Below are 18,302 nucleotides of genomic sequence, written 5' to 3'. Positions count from 1 at the left end.
TACGGTGTGCGGATGCGCGCGACGGCACGGGGTTGGACCGCGGTCTGGTTGGTCGTACTGGCCCTCGTCCAGGCGGCCGCCTTCCTCGCCGTGTGGCGGGTGGCCGTGCACCTTGAGATCGGTCAGTGGGTGGACACAGTCGCCCTCACCGGCAACCGGATCGGGCAGGACACCATTGAGGGTCCGGTCGACCGGATCCTCAACGCGATGTCGGTGGTCTCGCTGCTGGCCGCCACCGCGACGATCGGGTTCATCGCGCTGATCCGGGGGCGGATCGCCCTGGCGATCACCGCGACCCTGCTGATCGCCGGAGCGAACGTCACGACCCAGCTGCTCAAGTACGGGCTGAGCCGGCCCGACTTCGGTGTCGACCCGGAACGCGCCGCGGTGGGCAACAGCCTTCCGAGCGGGCACGCCACGGTGGCCGCCTCGGTGGCGGTCGCGCTGATGCTCGTGCTGCCGCGCAAGGTGCGGGCCGCCGGTGCCTTCATCGGCGCCGCCTACGCCGCCGTCGCCGGGGTCGCCACCCTCTCCGCCGGCTGGCACCGACCCAGCGACGCCGTCGCCGCGTACCTCGTGGTCGGCGTGTGGGCGGCGTTGGCCGGGTTGCTGCTGCTGGTCACCCAGCGGGAGCAGGCCGAGATCGCCCCCGGCGACGCGCACCGGATCGCGGCGCTGGTGCTCGGGCTCGGCGGTGTACTCGCCCTGGTGGCCTGCGGGATCTCCCTGTCCTGGCTGCTCGACCTGCGCGACACCGGGCCGGAGGAGCTGGCCCGCCGTCCCCTGTTCGTCGGGTACGCGGGCAGCGCCGCCGGGATCGCCGGCACGATGGCGGTGGTGATGGCGTTGGCGCTCACCGTCGTGCACCGGCTGGTGCCCCGGGTCAAGGGCTGAGCCAGCCCGGCTCAGCCGCCTCGCGTGGGGACGGCCGGGGTCAGCTCGCGGCGCGGGGTGCGGGGACGTGCGGGGCGACACCGCGCAGGTGTGTCAGCACCACCGGGTCGATCCGCCCCGGCACCAGCCGCTCCTCCAGGTTCTCCAAACCGGCCCAGGAGATCAACGCCGCTTCGGTGCCGTCCTCGTGCACCGGATGGCCCAGCGCGCCGAGCAACGCCGCCACCTCGGCGGCGACCGCGCCGCTCAGGTCGAGCAGGGTGGCCGGGTCGGGCCGGCCGAACAGCATGGTGTGCACAGCGAGCAGGCGACCCAGCTCGGCGACCGGGTCGGGGTGGTCGTCCACGCGCAGGTCCACCACCACGTCGCTGGTGCCGCCGTACCCGCCGCCGCGCTCGACCACGAGCAGGCCGGCGCTCTGCCGGCCACGCCGGTCGCCACCGGCCTCGTCGCCGGCCCGCAGCGCGGCGACCAGCCGCTCGGCGAAGGGCAGCGCCGTTCCCGCCAGCCAGGCCTCGCCGAGGGCGTCGACGACCTCCGGGCCGGTGAGCACGTTGCCCTGCGCGGCCCAGCCGTCGCCGGTCCGCCCGCCGGCCCACTGGTGGCAGGCCGGCCCGGTCCAGGTGGCGCCCGCGCCGGTTGCCCCCACCACGCCGAGCTGACGGTGCTCCCGCTCGGGGTCGGCGGCGACCAGCCCGGCCACCACGTCGGCGGCGGCCACCCCGGTGCGCAACAGGGTGAGGCCCTGCGGTCGGTAGGCGATATTGACGTGCGCCTGGGTGGCCAGCGCGCCCACCTCGGCGGCGGCGGCCGGCACCAGCGCCCCGGCGGCGAGGAACTTGCTGGCGACGGCCACGCCGTGCAGGCGGCCGTCGGCGGAGCGGGCAACGAGCGAGAAGGTCACCGGCCGAGAGTAACCGTCCACGCCGACGCGACATCGACGTGCGAGGCTCAGAACGGCGGCGTGGCGGCCTCCGGCGGGGCGCCGTGGGCCCGCCGGGCGTCGGCCACCGCGACCCCGCCCAGCACCAGCACCGCGGCCGCTGTCGCGATCACGCCGGGCAGGTGCAGCAGCGGCACCGACGACGCCAACAGCACCGTGAGGGCGACCCACCGGGACGGGGAGACCCGCCCGAACACCTCGTACTCCAGGCGGGCCCGGCCGGCCAGGAACAGGGCCGGCCCACCGAGCACCATGGCCAGCCACGGTCCCGCGATCCGCTCCAACGGATGATCGATGATCAGCTCGTACCCGATCGCCGTGGCAGCGAGACCGATCACCATCACCAGGTGGGTGTCGGCCGCCGACCGGCCGATGGTGGCGGGGTGGCGGGCCTTCATCACCGCCTCGCCCAGGATCCTCCCGGCCCGCTGCACGTAGATGCGCCACAGCATGATCGAGGTGGCCAACGCCAGCGCGAACGCCCAGGCGTGACCCTTCTCGTACGGCCCCCGGCTGTACGAGAAACCCGCCACCAGGATCGTCTCGCCCAGCGCGACGAGGAAGAACTGCTGGTACCGCTCGGCCAGATGTTCCCCGGCGATCTCCCACTTGGAGATCGTCGAACGACCCAGGCCGGGCACCGGCCAGCCACAGCGGGCAGCCAGGTACTCGGTGAGCAGCGCCGCCGACCAGAGCAGCACCTGAGCGTTGGTGGACATCATCGCGCCGCTGATCCAGAGCACGCCGCTGACGGCGAAGATCACCGCCATGCGCACCTTCAACCGGCGGTACGGGTGCGGCCCGAGCACGATCGACAGGATCACCGGCCGGGTCACCTGCGCGACGACGTACGCCACAGCGAACATCAGCGCGGTCTCGCTGAACGCCCGGGGGATGGCCACCCCCATCACCATGCTGCACACCAGCGCGGTGAGCACCACGGTCTGCAACGGCACCCGGTACGGGTCGTACCGGCTGGTCGTCCACGCGGTGCCCTGCCAGACAGCCCAGAGCGCCAGCAGCAACAGCAGTGTCTTGCCGCCGCCGGTGATCGTCGCCCAGCCGTGCTCCCGGCCCGGGTCCTGGGTCAGGTCCTCGAACGCGCGCGCCGAGATCCGGGTCAGCGCGAAGACGAACACCAGATCGAAGAAGAGTTCCAGGAACGTCGCCCGGCCGGGCGCGGCCGCCGCCGGGACCGGTTCCAGGTGTCCCGCTGCCCTGGAACCCATGGTCAGCGGCCTGCGCCGTCGGTCCGGTCCACCACGAAGTCGTAGCACCCGGTGCTCGGGCGCACTGGCGGAAACCGGCGATTCTGCCCAACCCAGGGATCTTGCTCGGGCCCGCGTCAACGGGCACGATCGACCGGTGACGAATCGATGGGGCATGACGGTGCCGCTGAGCGGGATCGCGCTGGCGCAGCACGACGCGGCCTACGCGGCCCTCGACCGAGCCGGGTTCACCGACGTCTGGTCGTCAGAGGTCGCCGGGACCGACGCGTTCACCCCACTGGCGCTGGCCGCGGCCTGGCAGCCCGGCCTGCGGCTCGGCACCGCGATCACACCGGTCTTCACCCGGGGCCCCGGGTTGCTGGCGATGAGCGCGGCGACGCTGGCCGAAGCCGCGCCGGGTCGGTTCTCGCTCGGCATCGGCGCGTCCTCACCCGTGCTGGTACGGGACTGGAACGCGGTGCCGTTCGACGAGCCGTTCCGCCGCACCCGCGACGTGCTGCGTTTCCTGCGCGCCGCGCTGGCCGGCGAGACAGTCGACGAGGTCTACGACACGTTCGCCGTCCGCCGGTTCACGCTGGAACGACCGCCGGCGGTGCCGCCGGCGATCCTGCTCGCCGCGCTGCGCCCGGGGATGCTCCGGCTGGCCGGTGCGGAAGCCGACGGGGTCATCCTCAACTGGCTCAGCGCCGACGACGTGCCGCGCGCCCTCGCCGAGCTGGGCGAGCGCCGGGCCGGCTTCGAGGTCGCCGCCCGGATCTTCGTCTGCCCCACCGAGGACGCCGCGTACGCCCGGGCGCTGGGCCGTCGGCTCATCACCAGCTACCTCACCGTCGGAGCGTACGCCGAGTTCCACCGCTGGCTCGGCCGTGACGAGGCGCTCGCGCCCATGTGGGCGGCCTGGGCCGCCGGTGACCGGCGTGGCGCCAACGCGGCGGTGCCCGACGACGTGGTCGACGCGTTGGTGCTGCACGGCTCCGCGGAGCGGTGCCGCGCCGAGGTGCGCCGCTACGCCGACAATGGGGTGGACGTGCCGATCGTCGCGCTGCTGCCCACCCCCGAGGTCACCGCCGGCGGCGCGACAGCGCTGCTCAGCCTCATCGCCCGGTTGGGCACCAACGTCGTGGAGGCGTCCGCGTGAACCTCACCGACCGGATCGTGGTGGTCACCGGCGGGGCCGGCGGCATCGGCGCGGCGCTGTCGCGCCGGTTCGCCGCCGAGGGGGCCGCCGCCGTGGTGGTCGCCGACCTGGACGCTGACGCGGCCCGCGCGGTGGCCGAGGGCATCGGCCCGGTCGCGCACGCCCGCGCCCTCGACGTCACCGACGAGGAGCAGGTCCGCGCGCTGGTCGCCGACACCGAGCAGCGGTACGGCCGGATCGACCTGTTCTGCGCCAACGCGGGGCTGACCACCGGCGGGGGCGTGGAGGTCGACGACGCCGGCTGGGACCGCTCCTGGCGGGTCAACGTGCTGGCCCACGTCTACTCCGCGCGCGCGGTGCTGCCCGGAATGCTCGCCCGGGGCGGCGGGCACCTGCTGCACACCTGCTCCGCGGCCGGTGTGCTGACAGCGGTCGGCGACGCCGCGTACACGACGACGAAACACGCTTCGGTGGGGTTCGCGGAGTGGCTGGCCATCACCTACCGGGACCGGGGCATCCGGGTCAGCGCGCTGTGCCCGCAGGGGGTGGACACCCCGATGCTCGCCGACGGGCTCGCCGAGGGTCACCTCGGCGCCCGGGTGGTCGCCGCGTCCGGTGCGGTGCTCACCCCGGACCAGGTCGCCGAAGCGACCATCGCCGGGCTGGCCGAGGAGAGGTTCCTGATCCTGCCGCACCCCGAGGTAGCCGACTACGCGCGCCGTCGGGCCGAGGACCCGGACGGGTGGCAGGCCGGCATGCGCAAACTCATCCGCCGGCTGACCGCCTGACCCGCTACCGCATCGGAACGCGCCCCACGGCCAGGAGATGAGCGCTGGAACCGATCAGCGCCGGCTCGCTGCTGTAGAGCCTGGCCAGGTCCAACGCCGCGGCGAAGACAGCGTCCCGCGCCGGCCCGTCCGCCGCCGCCTCCGCCGCCGTCCATGCCGGACCCTCCACCCCGTGTACGACGACATCGGTCAGCCCCGCCGCCGCGCACTCGTCGGTGATCTCCTCGATCCGGTGGAAGTAGGCGTGGGTGAACCCGATCCGCGGATCGTTGACACCGTCGCTCAGCAGCGCCCTGGCCTCGTCGAGCAGCCGTTCGTCGAGTCGTCCGGTGGCCGCGAAGTCCAACGGGCCGGCGAAGCGGGAGATGACGGCGGCCACGACGAGACCGCCGGGGCGGGTCACCCGGACCGCCTCGCGGAGCGCCTGGAGCCGATCGGCGCTGCGTACCAGGTGATAGAGCGGGCCCAGCAGCAGCGCGGCGTCGTATACGTCGTCGGCGTCGGGAAGCGCACGCGCGTCGGCCACCTGTGCCTCGACCGGAGGGTGCCCACCGCGGGCCTGCGCGACGTGGCTGGGCACCAGATCGACGAGGCGGACCTGGTAGCCGGCGGAGACGAGGGCCCGTGCGTACTCGCCCGTGCCCCCACCGATGTCCAGCACCCGGGCACCAGGGCCGGGTAGGAGATCCCGCAGGAGCTGCGTCGTGCGGATCCACTCCAGTCGCGCCTGTGGGCGGGCGGTGAGCCGCTGGTCTTCGCGGTAGCGCTGCGTGTAGTAGTCGACGATGTCGCTCGAATGCTGATCCACGCTCTGATGGTCAACGGTGTGCGGCGCACGGGCCACCTGATTTCACGCGCCGAGCTGGCCGGTCACTACCGCTGGCGGGTGGCGGTCATAGTGCGGGCTCATCAACGCTCCACAGTGGTCGGCAGTTGGTCTTCGAGTAGTTCACAGGATGAAGGACGCGGGGATCCCCCAGCGGCGGACCGCACTCCCCTGCGCGGGGGAGGAGCCGACCGTCGGTGTTTCCGCCGTGCGCCTGCTCATCGAGGGGAGCGGCGGGCGCGGCGCAGCGGAGTGGGGTGCACCGACCAGAGCAGACGGCGCCACCAGGGGCGGGCCGAGCGCAGGGTGGCCACGTAGGCGGTGGCCACCTCGGCGGCCCTAGCCGCCTGCTCGGGAGTAGCGGCGGCGGGGGCGAAGCCCACCTGATTGAGCAGGGCCGCCAACTCGTCGACCGCCGGGCCGGATGCGTCTGCCCCCGCTGTGCCGACGGTGGGTGCGACGGTGACCGGCTCGGCGGGCTCATCGGGCGCGCTGCCTCCGGTTCGGCCGAGGCGGGCGTCGGCGAGGGTCCGGCGGGCGTGCCCGGCGATCTCGGTGGCGGCCAGGTCGTCACCGACCGGTCTGCCGGCCAGCCGGAGCGCGTCGGTGACCTCCCGCCAGGCGCCGGCGATGCGCTGACCGGGGTCGCCCCGCACGAGCCGGCTGCGGGTGAGGGAACGGCGCATCGCCAACAGGGTGAGCAGGAGTGCCCCCACCACCAGCAGCAGACCGCCGCTGCCGCCGGCGACCAGCACCGGCGTGGAGACCCCGTCCGGGCCGGGCGGGGCGTCGGCGGCGTCCGCCGGCTCCGGTGAGGCGCTCGGCTCCGCTGTCGGCGCTGGCGCCTCCGACGGCGGAGGGTCCTCCGGCGTCGGGCGGAAATCCTCCTCCACCGGTCTCGGCTCGTCATCGGGGCGGGGCAGCGGGTCGAACGCCACCCACCCCAGCCCGTCGAAGAGCACCTCCGGCCAGGCGTACGCGTCACCGGCCAGCACCGGCCCCTGCCCGCTGGTCCGAAAGCCCACCACCACCCGCGTGGGCAGCCCGGAGAGCCGACCGAGGACCGCGAAGGACGCCGCGAACTGCTCCGAGGTGCCCTCCTGGCCGCCGCCGTTGCGGGGCCCGAACAGGAAGAACCCCAGATTCGGGTACGCGTGCCCGCTCGGGGCGTCCGCCACCACCCGGTAGTGCTCGGCCAGGAACTGCTCGATCGCCAATGCCCGCGCGAACGGCGCGCCGTTCTCCTCAGCGAGTTGGGTGGCCAGCCGGCGCATCGGGTCGGGCACCCCGTCGGCGACCCGCAGCACCCGGGCCACCTCGTCGCCGGCGGGCACGTTCGCGCTGGCCAACAGGTTCGCGTCCGGCCGTTCCTCGGCGGAGGTGACCGAGTACCGCAGCCCCGGCGTCAGCCCCTCCGGCCGGATCAGCGTTCCGCTCGCCGGGTCGTACGCCACCCGCGCCCCACTGACCTCCCGGGGCGTCGCCACCGCTGGCAGCAGCCGACCGCTCAACTCGGCCACGCTGATCTGCTGCCGGACCGTCTGCACAGTGCTGTCGCGGGCCGCGGTCGCGGCCGGCAGGATCCGTCCGGCGTTGCGGTACGTCGCGCCGACCCGCCAGGTCACCCCGTCGTAGTCGCTGAGCACCGCCAACCGGATCCGCACACTGCGCGCGGTGTCCGCCGTCGGGTCGGCCTCCGGCGGGGCGTCGGCGGGCGGCGCGTCGGGGCGTTCGGTGCTCACGTCGAGGAGCTTCTGCTCCGGGTGCAGCGCCCAGCCGGAGATCCGGATCAACGGGTTCTCGTCAAGCGTCTGCACCTGCGGCGGCTCCACGTACCGGCGCGGGTCCACCGGCCGCCCGTCGACCTGCTCCGCGACGACCGGGCCGAGCAAGGCCACCAGCCCGACCACCACCGCCACCCCGAGCGCCGCGCTGGTGGCCAGGCGCAGTCGCACCGCCGCCCGTACCCGGGGGGCCAGTTCGGCGCTCGGATCCCCACCGTCGGGCGCGGTCCGGGTGGGAGTCGCCAGGCCGAGGGCCGCGACAGCGACGAACACCACCGTCGACCCCAGCGCCGGTTCGGCGTTCGGGCCGACCACATAGAGGGCGGCGGCGTAGAGCCCCGCCGCCGGCAGGTAACCCAGCAGCACCCGACCGGTGCGCAGCGCCACCTCCGCGCCGGTCAGCCCGGCCAGCCAGGCCGCGACGACAGGCACCAGCACGGTGTCCGGGGTGGGTTCCACCGGGATCATCGCGGTGAGCAACCGGGGGATGCCGTTGCGGGCGGCGTCCGCGGTGACCTCCAACAGGCCACCTGGCAACTGCGCGCGGGTCGCGGCCAGCCGCAGCGACCACAGTGTCCAGCCAGCCATCGCGGCCACCGACACCGGCGCCACCAGCCAGGACGGCAGCCGCCGGGCCGCCACGCTGACCAGCACCGAACCCGCCGCCGCGCCGACGACCAGCCAGGTCAGCAGGCCACCGGCGTACACCCGGCCGAGCACGACCCCGGCGAGCGCCGTCAGCCCGATCAACGCCAGCGGCAGGACCGCCGCCCGCAGCACCCGCACGGCGACCGTCACCACCGGCGTACCCCGTCCCACTCGGCGGCGAACTGCGCGCCGTCGGCCGCGTCGACGATCACCAGGCCGGCGGTGCCCGGCGGCGTCGGCTCCGCCGCGCCGAACACCCCGACCACCACCGACGGGTACGCCCCGCGCAGCGCCCCCACGTGCCCCAGCTCGGCCCGGCCACCCGGCCCGGTCAGGAAGATCAGGGTGTCGCCGAGCCGGTCCTGCCGCAGCCGGGTGGTGGCCGCCCGCACCGCGTCGCCGTCGGCGGACAGGTCGGCGGCGGCGAGCCGGTCCAGCGGCCCGAGCGCGCCGTCGGCGTCACCGTCGGGCGTCGTCACCTCCGCCGGTTCCGCGGCGGCCAACAGCAACAGCACCGGCAGGTCGGCGCGGTGCGCCGCGGTGACGACCGACGCCGCCGCCTCGCAGGCCGACTCGAACGACTCCGCCACCCCGCCGACCCGCTGCGGGTGCGCGGCGGCACGGTTGTCCAACAGCACCACCAGGCGCGGCAGGCTGGTGTCCACGTTCTCCCGCACCATCAGCTCACCCACCCTGGCGCTGGTGCGCCAGTGCACCCGGCGCAGCTCGTCGCCAACCACGTACTCCCGTAGCGAGTCGAACGTGATCGACCCGTGCGGAACCCCGTCCACCCGGCCGTCGAGGCTGCGCCCCGAGCCTCGGGGCACCGCCGTCAGCGGATGGATCCGGGGGTGCACCCAGACCGGCACCGCCGCACCGTACGGGCGGGCCAACGCCACCAACCCCAGCGGGTCGCGTCGGGTCACCCGCAGCGGACCGACCGGCACCACCCCACGACGGTCGGTCGGCACGTCGTAGCGGACCTCGGTGTCCCGGCCGGGGCGCAGGCGCAGCACCGGCACCGGCACCGTCCGCCCTCCGCACCGGTCCTCGGCCAGCAAATTCGCCGAGCGCAGCCGCCCGGTGTTGCGCACTGTCAACGTCATGCTCGCCGGCTCGCCGCGCGCCACCCGGTCCGGGTCCGCGCGTCGGGTCACCGTCAGCCGGGGCCGCCAGGCCGCGACCAACGCCGCGTAGCCGACGGCCGCGCCGGCCGCCGCGCCGAGCAGCGTCAACTCGGGGTACGCGAACCGGAAACCCACCCCCAGCAGCGCCACGGCGGCGACGAGCAGCCCGACCCCGCGGGCGGTGATCCCCATCGCGCTGCTGCCGGTCAGCCCTGCACCGGAGCGGGTTGCCCCGACGGCAGCGGCACCGGCACCGAGGCGACGGCCTGGCGCAGCACCTCCGCGGGGGTCATCCCGCGCACCTGGGCGTCCGGGGTGAGCAGCAACCGGTGCGCGAACACCGCCTCGACGAGCGCCTTCAGATCCTCCGGCATGATCCAACCCCGCCCGTCGATCAGCGCGTACGCGCACGCCGCCCGGGTCAACGCGATCACTCCCCGGGGGCTGACCCCGACGCGCACCTGCGGGTGGGTGCGGGTGGCCGCCGCCAACCGGACCGCGTACGCGTAGAGCGGCTCGGCGATGTGCACCCGGCGGGCCATCCGGACCATCTCCCCGACGGTGGCGGTGTCGGTGACCGGGGCGAGCGCCTCGGGGGAGCGCACTGTCGCGCCGCGCAGCACCTCCACCTCGACCGCCTCGTCCGGGTACCCGACGGAGAGCTTCACCAGGAACCGGTCCAACTGCGCCTCGGGCAGCCGGTAGGTGCCGTCCATCTCCACCGGGTTCTGCGTGGCCACCACCAGGAACGGCGACGGCACCGGGTGCCGGACCCCGTCCACAGTGACGGTCCGTTCCTCCATCACCTCCAGCAGCGCCGACTGGGTCTTCGGCGACGCCCGGTTGATCTCGTCGGCGATGACGATGTTGGCGAAGACCGGCCCCGGGTGGAACTCGAAGTCCCGGGTCGCCTGGTTGAAGATCGTCACACCGGACACGTCCGAGGGGAGCAGGTCGGGCGTGAACTGGATGCGCCGCCACTCGCCCTTCACAGTGGCGGCGATGGCCCGCGCCAGGGTCGTCTTACCGACCCCTGGCACGTCCTCCAGCAGCACGTGACCCTGGGCGAAGAGCGCGGTCAGCGCCAACCGCACCACCTGCGGCTTGCCGAGCACCACCGCGTTGACGTTCTCGGCCAGCCGGGCGGCCAGGGCGGCGAAACCCTGCACCTCCGGTTGGGTGAGCGGCTCGTGGGTGTTCACTGTCGGTGGTGCTCCTCGCCTGGTGGTTCAGCAGGTGGGCAGGACGTTGATGTTGTCGCCGCCCTCCAGGTTGAGCCAGGCCCAGGGGATGTAGTTCTTCCCCTCGTAGTTCACCTGCACCCACCAGGTGCTGCGCTTGTGACTGTTGTAGATGTAGGCGTACACCTCTTCGCCCGACTTTTTGCAGTACGCCTGCAACCGGCGGCCCGGCTTCGCCCAGCCCACCTGCTTGTCGTTGTCCTGCCGGGCTACCGAGAAGATCTCATTACCGTTGCGGCCGCTCACGTCCCTGTCGCAGTAGGTCGACTCGGGCCCGGACGCTCCGTTGCGGCAGGTCGCGATCCCGAACAGCGGCTGGGTGGCCTGCGCCTTCTTCGCGGTGCCCTTACCGGCGGCGTTGCTCGCTGTCACAGTGAACGTGTAATTCGTGCCCGGCGTCAGGCCCGTCATCGTGATGCTGGAGCACGCCCCGGCCTTCGCCGCTTCGCCCGTCGTGGTCAGCGTGCAGGTGGCCTGCCCGCCACCGGCGTCCACTGTGAACGTGACAGTCGCCCCGGTCGCCGTCGACGACGAGCCGGTCACAGTGACGCGTGGCTCCGCCACCGTGCGGGCGGTGGCGGTGGCCTCCGGGCCCGGCCCCGCCTCGTTCACCGCCTTCACCTTCACCGTGACGTTCTGGCCGTTGCCCAGCCCGGTGACGGTCGTACGGGTGTCCGTCACCTCGCTGACCCGCCCACCGACGTCCACCAGGTACTTCGTCACCGGCCGACCGTTGGCCTCGGCCGGCGCCCACTGCACCGTCACCGCGCCCGGCTGGTTGGCGACGGTGCCGGCGCGCAGGTTGAGCGGTCGACCGGGCGCCGCGAAGGGCACCACGGTGTTGCTGACCGGGGACGCCGCCGACCCGGCGCCCTTGCTGTTGACAGCCACCACCGTGAACGCGTACTGGGTGCCGAACTCCAACTCACCGGCGGGCACCACCAGTTCCGTCTTCGTCGACTCGCCCGCCGGGGCGTTCGTCCCCGCCGAACTGGCAGTCACCGCGTACCTCGCGATGGTGTTGCCCTGCCCGTTCGCCGCCGGCCACTTGACCAGCACCGTGCCGTCCGGCCGTTCCTGCGCGGTGACGCTCGCGGGTGGATCGGGCACCGCGGCGGTCGGCGTCACCGGGTTGCTGTTGCGCGGCGGGCCGTCGCCCTTGGCGTTGACGGCGTGCACCGCGAAGCGGTACGTCTCGCCGTTGGTCAGACCCTTCACCTCCACAGCACGCTGGTTGGCGCCCACCTCCAGGCGCTGCCCGGCGCCCTGCACCACGTACTTGATGATCTCGGCGCCGTTGGCGGCGGCCGGCCGCCAACTCACCCGCGCCTGGGCGTTGCCGGCGGCTGCGGTGACGCTGCGCGGCGCGCTCGGCTTGCCCACCCGCGGCTTCTTCGGCGGAGGCGGCGGCGGGGGAACCGGCGGCGAGTCACCGCCGAGCACGTCGTTGGCGTACTTGTTGACCTCACGCACCTGGTGCTTGTCGTCCACGACCCGGGCGGTCGCCGCGTCGGGGGAGTTGATGAACAGGTGGTTCTCCCGGACCTCCAGCTCCAGCGGCCCGTTGGCCCGCCCGCGGATGGTCTCGACCAGCTGACCCGCCGCGTCGAAGGAGTAGATGGTGCCAGTGGCCTCGTCGGCGCAGTAGAAGCGGTTCGCCCAGGCCACCGCCGCGCTGAGCCGATCCCCCTCACCCGGCACCGTGAACGCGCTCTCCTGCCCACCGTCACCCACCAGCAGCACCCGCCGGTCGGCGGTCACCGTGACCGGCACCCGTGGGCCGCTGGTGCGCGCGGGCAGCGCCGCCGGGCCGGACAGCGTCAGCGCCGTCGGGTGCACCTCACCGCGCTGCACCCGCACCAGCTTCCCGGCCGTGCGGTCGAGCACCGCCACCCCGTCGTCCAGGGTGGAGACCACCAGCTCGTGGCTGGCGTCGGCGACGTCGTACGACTCGACCCGCTGCGGGCTGAGCCCGGCGCCCGCAGGCGCGGCCGAAGCCGGCGCGGACGGCAGCTTGGCGGCGGTGATCGCCGAGACGGTGCCCTGGCTGGGCACCGCGATCCAGAGTCGACCCTTTCCGTCGAAGGTGCCGCCGGCGATGCCCGGCGGATAGCGCACCGGCTCGCCGACCGGGGTCAACGATCGCGGGTCGAGCTGGCGCACGATGCCCTGCACGGCGTCGACGACGAACGCCGAGTCCTCGTGCAGGGCCACACTGACGCCCAGGCCAGGGGTGGTCCGGGTGGTCGCGCTGAGCTGGAGGGTGGCCAGATCCAGTGAGCTGATCTGCCCGGTTTGAAGGTCCCGCAGGATCAGCAGCCGGTCGGTCTGGGTGATCTGCATCGGGTGCTGCCGGGCACCGGGGATCTCGGTGCGGGTGTCCACCCGGGCGGTGACCCCGTTGACCCGGGCCAGCTCGCTGCGCGCCGCGCTCCACAGCCAGGAACTCGCGTCGTAGTTGGCCACCGCGTTGTCCGCCGCACCCAACCCGAGGACTGTCAACCCCATGGCGGCCAGCAGCGCGGCCACCGTGCCGACGGTCACCAGCCCGCCGCGCAGCCGTGACCGGGAGCGGGGGGCCTCGGTCGGTACGGCGTCGTCGATGCTGGCCACAGCCGGCTGCCTCCCCTGAGTCGTGGCAGGTGGCGCGCCTTCCGGTGACCCCTGCCCTGAGCCGGGTGCCATCATATGGCGCTGGTGGTGGCGGGGGAACCCGCACCGTCACCCCTGTGGATACCGAGAGTGTGCGTTGTGGACCTCCAGCTCAGCCCGGTTTCCGCTCGCCTCGGCGCGGTTCCGGCTCGGCTCAGCGCGGCGACGGTCGGCCGGAGGGCTCCCCACTTGGTGTGGCTTGGCGCTCCCGCGCGGTGCAGACCTGCGCGGAAGTCGCAAAGCTGTCAGTGGAGTAGACCGCCAACACGGTGAAACAGTGATCCACTCGGGAGTTCAATCCGTTGACCGTGTAGCTGGTCCGGCCCGGGTCCACCGTGGCGATCACGCCCAGGGCCTGCCCGGTCCGCCCGGCGGCGACCATGAACGGCACCGCGCCACCGGTCGGGTCCGTCCAGGTCAACGTGATCGTGGCCGAATCGTCGCGCAGCTTCAGGTCGCCCGGCGGAAGCCCGGCAGCCGTCGGCGCCGCCGCCGTCGGCGCGGTCCCGGCCGGCGGCGGATCGTCGCGGGTCAGCATCACCGCACCCAGGCCCGCCACCGCCACGACGGCCACCCCGGCCGCCACGACCGCGCCGATCACCGCCGCCCGGTTGCGGCCCGTCGACCCACCATCATCGGCGTACGCCGCCCGGTACGCGTCCGGGACCGGGTGGTACTGCTGACCCGGGTACGGCGCCTGGTGCTGGTCGTGGGTCGGGTACGGGGCCTGGTGTTGGTCCTGGGTCGGGTACGGGGCCGGGGGTGGCTGGTGGTGGTAATGCTGGGCCGGCGGCGGTGCGGCCGGCGGCACCAGCGTCGGGTCCGCGCCGACGCCCGGTGACCAGACCGGCTGCGCGACGGGGCTCGACTGCCCGGCCATCGGGATCGCCTGAGCGATGCTCGGGTGTGCCTGGGCGGCCGTGAGGTGCGTTTGCGCGACGACGGTGCCTGCCGGGGTGACCGTTGGAGCGGGCTGGGCCGCGGCTCGCCAGCCCAGACTGGCCTCGCTCGCAGCCGGGCTGCCATCCGCCGGAACGGACGGCAGCACCACGGTCTGGTCGGACATCGTGCTCGGGGCCCGCTGGGGCGGCACCACCGGGGCGTCGAGGATGCCCAGCCCGGAATCACCGTCCGCACCGGTGCCGCCCGCGTCCATCATGGTCTGCGCGCTGGGCGTGTGCTGCCCGACGGGCTTGGTCTGCCCAGGGGGCGTGTGCTGCCCGACGGGCTTGGTCTGCCCAGGGGGCGTGTGCTGCCCAGCGGGCGTGTGCTGCCCAGCGGTGCCGGCCTCCGCAGCCGCCGTGGTCGGCGTAGGCGTCGTGGTCGGCGTAGGCGTCGTGGTCGGCGTAGGCGTGGTGGTCTGTGCGGGGGAGTCGGTGCCTGGAGTGGGCAGGGGCTGTGATGGGGCGCTGCTGCTCCAGGGCGGCGCGGTCAACCCCCAGGGCGGCACGGGTGGCGCGCTCACCGGAGGCGCGGAGACTGGTGGTCCGTACGGCGGCCCCGAGGCGGGCGGCCCGAAACCCGGCGGCGCGGACACCGGGTAGGTGTGCCCGGGTGGTCCGGACACGGGTTGGGCGTAGCCGGGGGGCGCGGACACGGGGTAGGTGTGCCCGGGTGGTCCGGACACCGGCTGGGCGTAGCCGGGGGGCCCGGACACCGGGTAGGTGTGCCCGGGCGGTGCGGACACGGGCTGGCCGTAGCCGGGGGGCCCGGACACGGGGTAGGTGTGCCCGGGTGGTCCGGACACGGGTTGAGCATGGCCGGGCGATGCGGGGCCGGGTGGTGCGGAGACCGGGTACGGCTGCGCCGGTGGTCCCGAGACCGGATACGGCTGGCTGGGGGGCGCGGAAATCGGAGGCGGGGTCACCGGCGGGGCGCCGATGGGCTGGGTCGGTGGTCCGCTCACCGGGTACGCCGGCCCCGGCTGGCCAACGGTAGGAGAGGGCCTGCCCGATGATGACGCCTCGGCGCCGGACACATTGTGCGATTCGCTCGGCGCGGTTGGCCGGTCGACGGCTCGGGCGGCTTCCTCGGCGAGCAGTGGCTCGATCTGCCGTACCTGGATCGTGGGGTTGTCCCAGCGAGGTGCCGGCACCGCCGGTGTCGCGTGGTCACCCACCCGTTGACGTGGTGCCACGGCCGGCCCGGACGGCGGTCGGTCTGGTGACCCCTGCGCGGCCGGCGTCGTCGGCGGGCCTTCAGCCCTCGGCCGGGGCACCGGACCCACCGCTGGCCGGGCCGGTCCGGACGGTTGCTCGTCGGGACGTTGACGGGGTGGCATCGCATTCGCCGGCCGTGGCGCGTCGGCGCGTGGGCGGGGCGGAGTCGCGGGTCTGGGTGGGGCTGTCGGCGGGCCGGGCTGCACTGGCGCGATCGAGACTGGCGCGATCGAGGAAGCTGCCGGCTGAACGGGCGTCGCCCGAGGGGCTGGGACCGGTGCCGGGGTGGCGTGGCCGGGCGACGTGGGTATGGCTGGTGCGCGTACCGCTGGAGGGGTTTGTCGGGGTGCGGCCGGCGGTTGCGGCGCCCAGGGTGAGACGGCGGGCGGCGGGCCACCGGCGGAGGGCCGCATCGCGGCGAGGGTCGCCAGCGACAGGGTGGGGCCGGAGAGCGCCGACCGGGCACCGGGCTCGGTCACCGGGACCGGACCGGGTGTCGGCGTGGGGTGCTGCTCGCCCGACGTCGACGGGAGTGGGCCGAGGTAGTCGCGGGCTGCGCGTACCGCCGGGTGGTTCTCCCCCAGCGCGGCGGGACCGGCGGTGGCGACGCGGGTGTAGTTGCGGCGGGCCTCGTGCCGGTTGCCGAGTTCCTCCGCCACCTCTGCGAGCTCGAAGGCCAGCGCGAGCATCAGCGGGTCAGAGTGCTCCCAGCGCCGCTCGCCCGCCGCGAACGCCTCCTCCAACACCCGGCGGGCGGCGAGCGGATCGTCCCCCTCCCGGTGCAGCCGCGCCAGCAGATGCGCGGTGTGCAGCACCTCGGGATGGTCGGCACCGTACGGCGGGGGAGCGGATTCGACGGCCTCCGCGAGCAGTTGCCGGGCGGCGCTGAGATCGCCCGCAGCGCGCAGGGCGAGGGCTCGGTGCTGGGCGGCTGCCAGGGGGGAGGGATGGGACACGTGGCAATGCTGCCGTCACAGGGCCGCCGGACGCTACCCGGACACGCTCCGACGGTGTGCCGGAGTGGCCGTTTTGATGCGGCTTGCGCAGCGGCGGAAGCGGCCCGGGGGAGGCGCCGGAAGGCAATGTGCATGATCCACGAGCGGCGTGTACAGTAACTCCCCGTGCGGCCCACAGTGCCAACCACCGGATGGAAAGATCATCTGGTCGGCAAGGTAGGCTGAACGTGCAGGTCCGGGTGGCGGAATGGCAGACGCGCTAGCTTGAGGTGCTAGTACCCGTATAGGGTGTGGGGGTTCAAGTCCCCCCTCGGACACATTATTTCCCCACGAAGCGTGATTTCTCTTCGCGTTTCGAGCGATCCCCGTCCCGCTGGGCGGGGATCTTTGCTGTGCGGGACAGGACGCTCATCGGGGCGGTGAGCGGGAAGACCGCCGTATCGGTTTCGATGGTCCAGGTGTCGTGGTCGCAGACGATGACCATGTTGTTGAGCCGTAGGTAGCCGGCGACGCTGTCTGGATCCTGGTCGCGCATCGCCGGGTGGTGCCAACGCAGGCAGCTATCGTGTCGAATCCTGTCCAGGAGATGGTCCTCTCGGACGTAGAGGGTCTTCTGTCGTCTCGATGAGGTGGGTCGGGTGCTGGTGTTGCCGTGTCGGCATCGGTAGCCGGCGCGGTCGTGGACCCAGTGGGAGTCCATGACGCGGCCGCACACGCCGCAGCAGATCACTCCGGCCAACACATAGCGGCGGGGGATGCCGTCGGCTGGGGTCGGTGCGCTGTGGATTGCCTGGACGGCGACGAAGTGTTCTTCGCTGACCAGCGGAGTATGTGCGATCTCGCGGGAGATGACCCAGTCAGTGGAGGCGCTCCACCGTTGGATCTCATGGTGTCTGGTGATGGTGCCGTCCGGTTCGATGTCGTCGTGGTCGGTGCGTTGACGGTTCCAGACCTGCCGCCCGGTGTAACGGGGGTTGGCCAGGATCGCCGCGACAGTGGTCAGCATCCACTGGCGGCCGCTGCGGTGGGGGTTACGCGCTGGGTCGGCGCCGGACGGGCACAGGACGCCGTTGTCGTTGAGGGCGCGAGCGATGCTGGCCACGCTCCGGCCGGCAAGCCGCTGCTCGAAGATCCACCGGACGTGGGGTGCGGTGGCAGGGTCGGGCTCCAAGCGGTGCAGGCGCCGTCCCCAGGCGGCGTGGGCGCGGTTCGGATGAGGGCCGGCGTCGGCGAGCCGGTAGCCGTAGGGTGGCCGGCCGCCAAGGTGTCGGCCCTGCAACTCTGCCTGAGCGCGCATGGCCGCAGTGGTGCGATGCCGGGCCCGGGACACCTCCCGCTGGGAGTGCACACCCAGCAGGTCCAGCAACGCCAGCTGTCGGGGGTTGTCGAAGTCCACCGGCCCATAGGTTTCCGGCAGCCACAACTGCACGCCATGCCTGAGCAAGGTGGGAGTCAACTGTTCAAGCTGCTGGCCGTGGAAGGCGCGCTCGTACTCCCCGACGACGACCGCGTCGAACCCGCGTGTCGAATCAGTCATGGCGTCGAGCAGCCGTGACGCCTGCGGCCGGTCCGGCCAGGGCACACGGCGGGAGACGCCCTCGTCGAAGAACTCCACCACGATCCGGCCATGATCGGCGATCAGGTCGCCGGCGTAGTTACGCTGCCACCGGCACGACGATGCCCGATCCTGAAAGGCGACGGTGGACATCCGACCATAGAACGCGAAGCGCAGTCCATCCGCAGCCGGGGTGAACCGTTGTGGCCGTAGCCTCCGCTGCCCGGCGGCCCAGGACGAAAGAGTGCTCCGTCCCGGGTCTGCCGTCGCCCTCGTCGCCATAGGACCTCCACGAGCGGTGGGTCTACCCCGTCCTGGTTCCCACGTCCAGAGTATGAGGAGCGGTTGGCCCATGCAGCTCT

11 protein-coding genes, 1 tRNA gene and 1 pseudogene are annotated in these 18,302 nt (G+C 73.4%); 4 read left to right on the top strand and 9 right to left on the bottom strand.

All coding sequences use genetic code 11. The annotated features are described in order from the left end of the window. The first annotated feature begins 6 nt into the window (after positions 1-6). Entirely contained in the window at positions 7-894 is an 888-nt protein-coding gene (locus AB0K35_RS26375) for a phosphatase PAP2 family protein (RefSeq protein ID WP_363888455.1), read from the top strand. Positions 895-934: 40 nt separating this feature from the next. On the opposite strand, the gene AB0K35_RS26370 is transcribed toward AB0K35_RS26375, so the two are convergent. Further along, complete coding sequence (locus AB0K35_RS26370) at positions 935-1,798, bottom strand: DUF1028 domain-containing protein (protein WP_363888452.1); 864 nt, start codon at positions 1,796-1,798, stop codon at positions 935-937. Positions 1,799-1,845: 47 nt separating this feature from the next. Then, on the bottom strand, positions 1,846-3,066 hold the full coding sequence (locus AB0K35_RS26365) for a low temperature requirement protein A (protein ID WP_363888449.1): 1,221 nt from the start codon (positions 3,064-3,066) through the stop codon (positions 1,846-1,848). A 154-nt stretch (positions 3,067-3,220) separates the two neighbouring features. Here AB0K35_RS26365 and AB0K35_RS26360 point away from each other — a divergent pair, with 154 nt between their 5' ends. Together AB0K35_RS26360 and AB0K35_RS26355 are read left to right on the top strand one after the other, a co-directional pair. Then, the gene (locus AB0K35_RS26360) at positions 3,221-4,204 is read left to right on the top strand and encodes an LLM class F420-dependent oxidoreductase (RefSeq protein WP_363888631.1); all 984 of its coding nucleotides are present in this window, start codon (positions 3,221-3,223) and stop codon (positions 4,202-4,204) included. Then, positions 4,201-4,992: an SDR family oxidoreductase gene (locus tag AB0K35_RS26355; RefSeq protein ID WP_363888446.1), complete on the top strand. Its 792-nt coding sequence runs from the start codon at positions 4,201-4,203 to the stop codon at positions 4,990-4,992. Before AB0K35_RS26360 ends, AB0K35_RS26355 begins: the two co-directional genes overlap by 4 nt. Before the next feature lie 4 nt (positions 4,993-4,996). Here the strand turns inward: AB0K35_RS26355 and AB0K35_RS26350 are convergent, their stop codons facing one another. From AB0K35_RS26350 to AB0K35_RS26325, 6 genes and pseudogenes are all read right to left on the bottom strand, one after another. Continuing rightward, positions 4,997-5,800, bottom strand: coding sequence for a class I SAM-dependent methyltransferase (locus AB0K35_RS26350; RefSeq protein WP_363888443.1), 804 nt, complete (start codon positions 5,798-5,800; stop codon positions 4,997-4,999). 236 nt (positions 5,801-6,036) lie between these two features. Next, entirely contained in the window at positions 6,037-8,403 is a 2,367-nt protein-coding gene (locus AB0K35_RS26345; RefSeq protein ID WP_238672559.1) for a transglutaminaseTgpA domain-containing protein, read from the bottom strand. Further along, positions 8,397-9,569 (bottom strand): DUF58 domain-containing protein, encoded by a 1,173-nt coding sequence (locus AB0K35_RS26340; protein WP_363888439.1) that lies wholly within the window; start codon positions 9,567-9,569, stop codon positions 8,397-8,399. The genes AB0K35_RS26345 and AB0K35_RS26340 overlap by 7 nt, the downstream gene beginning before the upstream one ends. 14 nt (positions 9,570-9,583) lie before the next feature. Continuing rightward, positions 9,584-10,579, bottom strand: a complete 996-nt coding sequence (locus AB0K35_RS26335) for a MoxR family ATPase (protein WP_112583044.1) — start codon at positions 10,577-10,579, stop codon at positions 9,584-9,586. A 27-nt stretch (positions 10,580-10,606) separates the two neighbouring features. Then, complete coding sequence (locus AB0K35_RS26330; protein WP_363888436.1) at positions 10,607-13,231, bottom strand: fibronectin type III domain-containing protein; 2,625 nt, start codon at positions 13,229-13,231, stop codon at positions 10,607-10,609. Positions 13,232-15,968: 2,737 nt separating this feature from the next. Further along, a pseudogene (locus AB0K35_RS26325) lies at positions 15,969-16,367 on the bottom strand (tetratricopeptide repeat protein); the annotation flags it as partial. Positions 16,368-16,618: 251 nt separating this feature from the next. On the opposite strand from AB0K35_RS26325, the gene AB0K35_RS26320 reads away from it, so the two are divergent. Continuing rightward, a tRNA-Leu gene (locus AB0K35_RS26320) sits at positions 16,619-16,702 on the top strand. A gap of 2 nt (positions 16,703-16,704) precedes the next feature. On the opposite strand, the gene AB0K35_RS26315 is transcribed toward AB0K35_RS26320, so the two are convergent. After that, positions 16,705-18,222 (bottom strand): recombinase family protein, encoded by a 1,518-nt coding sequence (locus tag AB0K35_RS26315; protein WP_363888434.1) that lies wholly within the window; start codon positions 18,220-18,222, stop codon positions 16,705-16,707. Positions 18,223-18,302: the final 80 nt, after the last annotated feature.

The organism is Micromonospora sp. NPDC053740 (genome assembly GCF_040677775.1).
GTDB classification, from domain to species: domain Bacteria; phylum Actinomycetota; class Actinomycetes; order Mycobacteriales; family Micromonosporaceae; genus Micromonospora; species Micromonospora alfalfae.
Note: the sequence above shows the minus strand (reverse complement) of the source record. Positions and strands in the feature narration are given on the sequence as shown.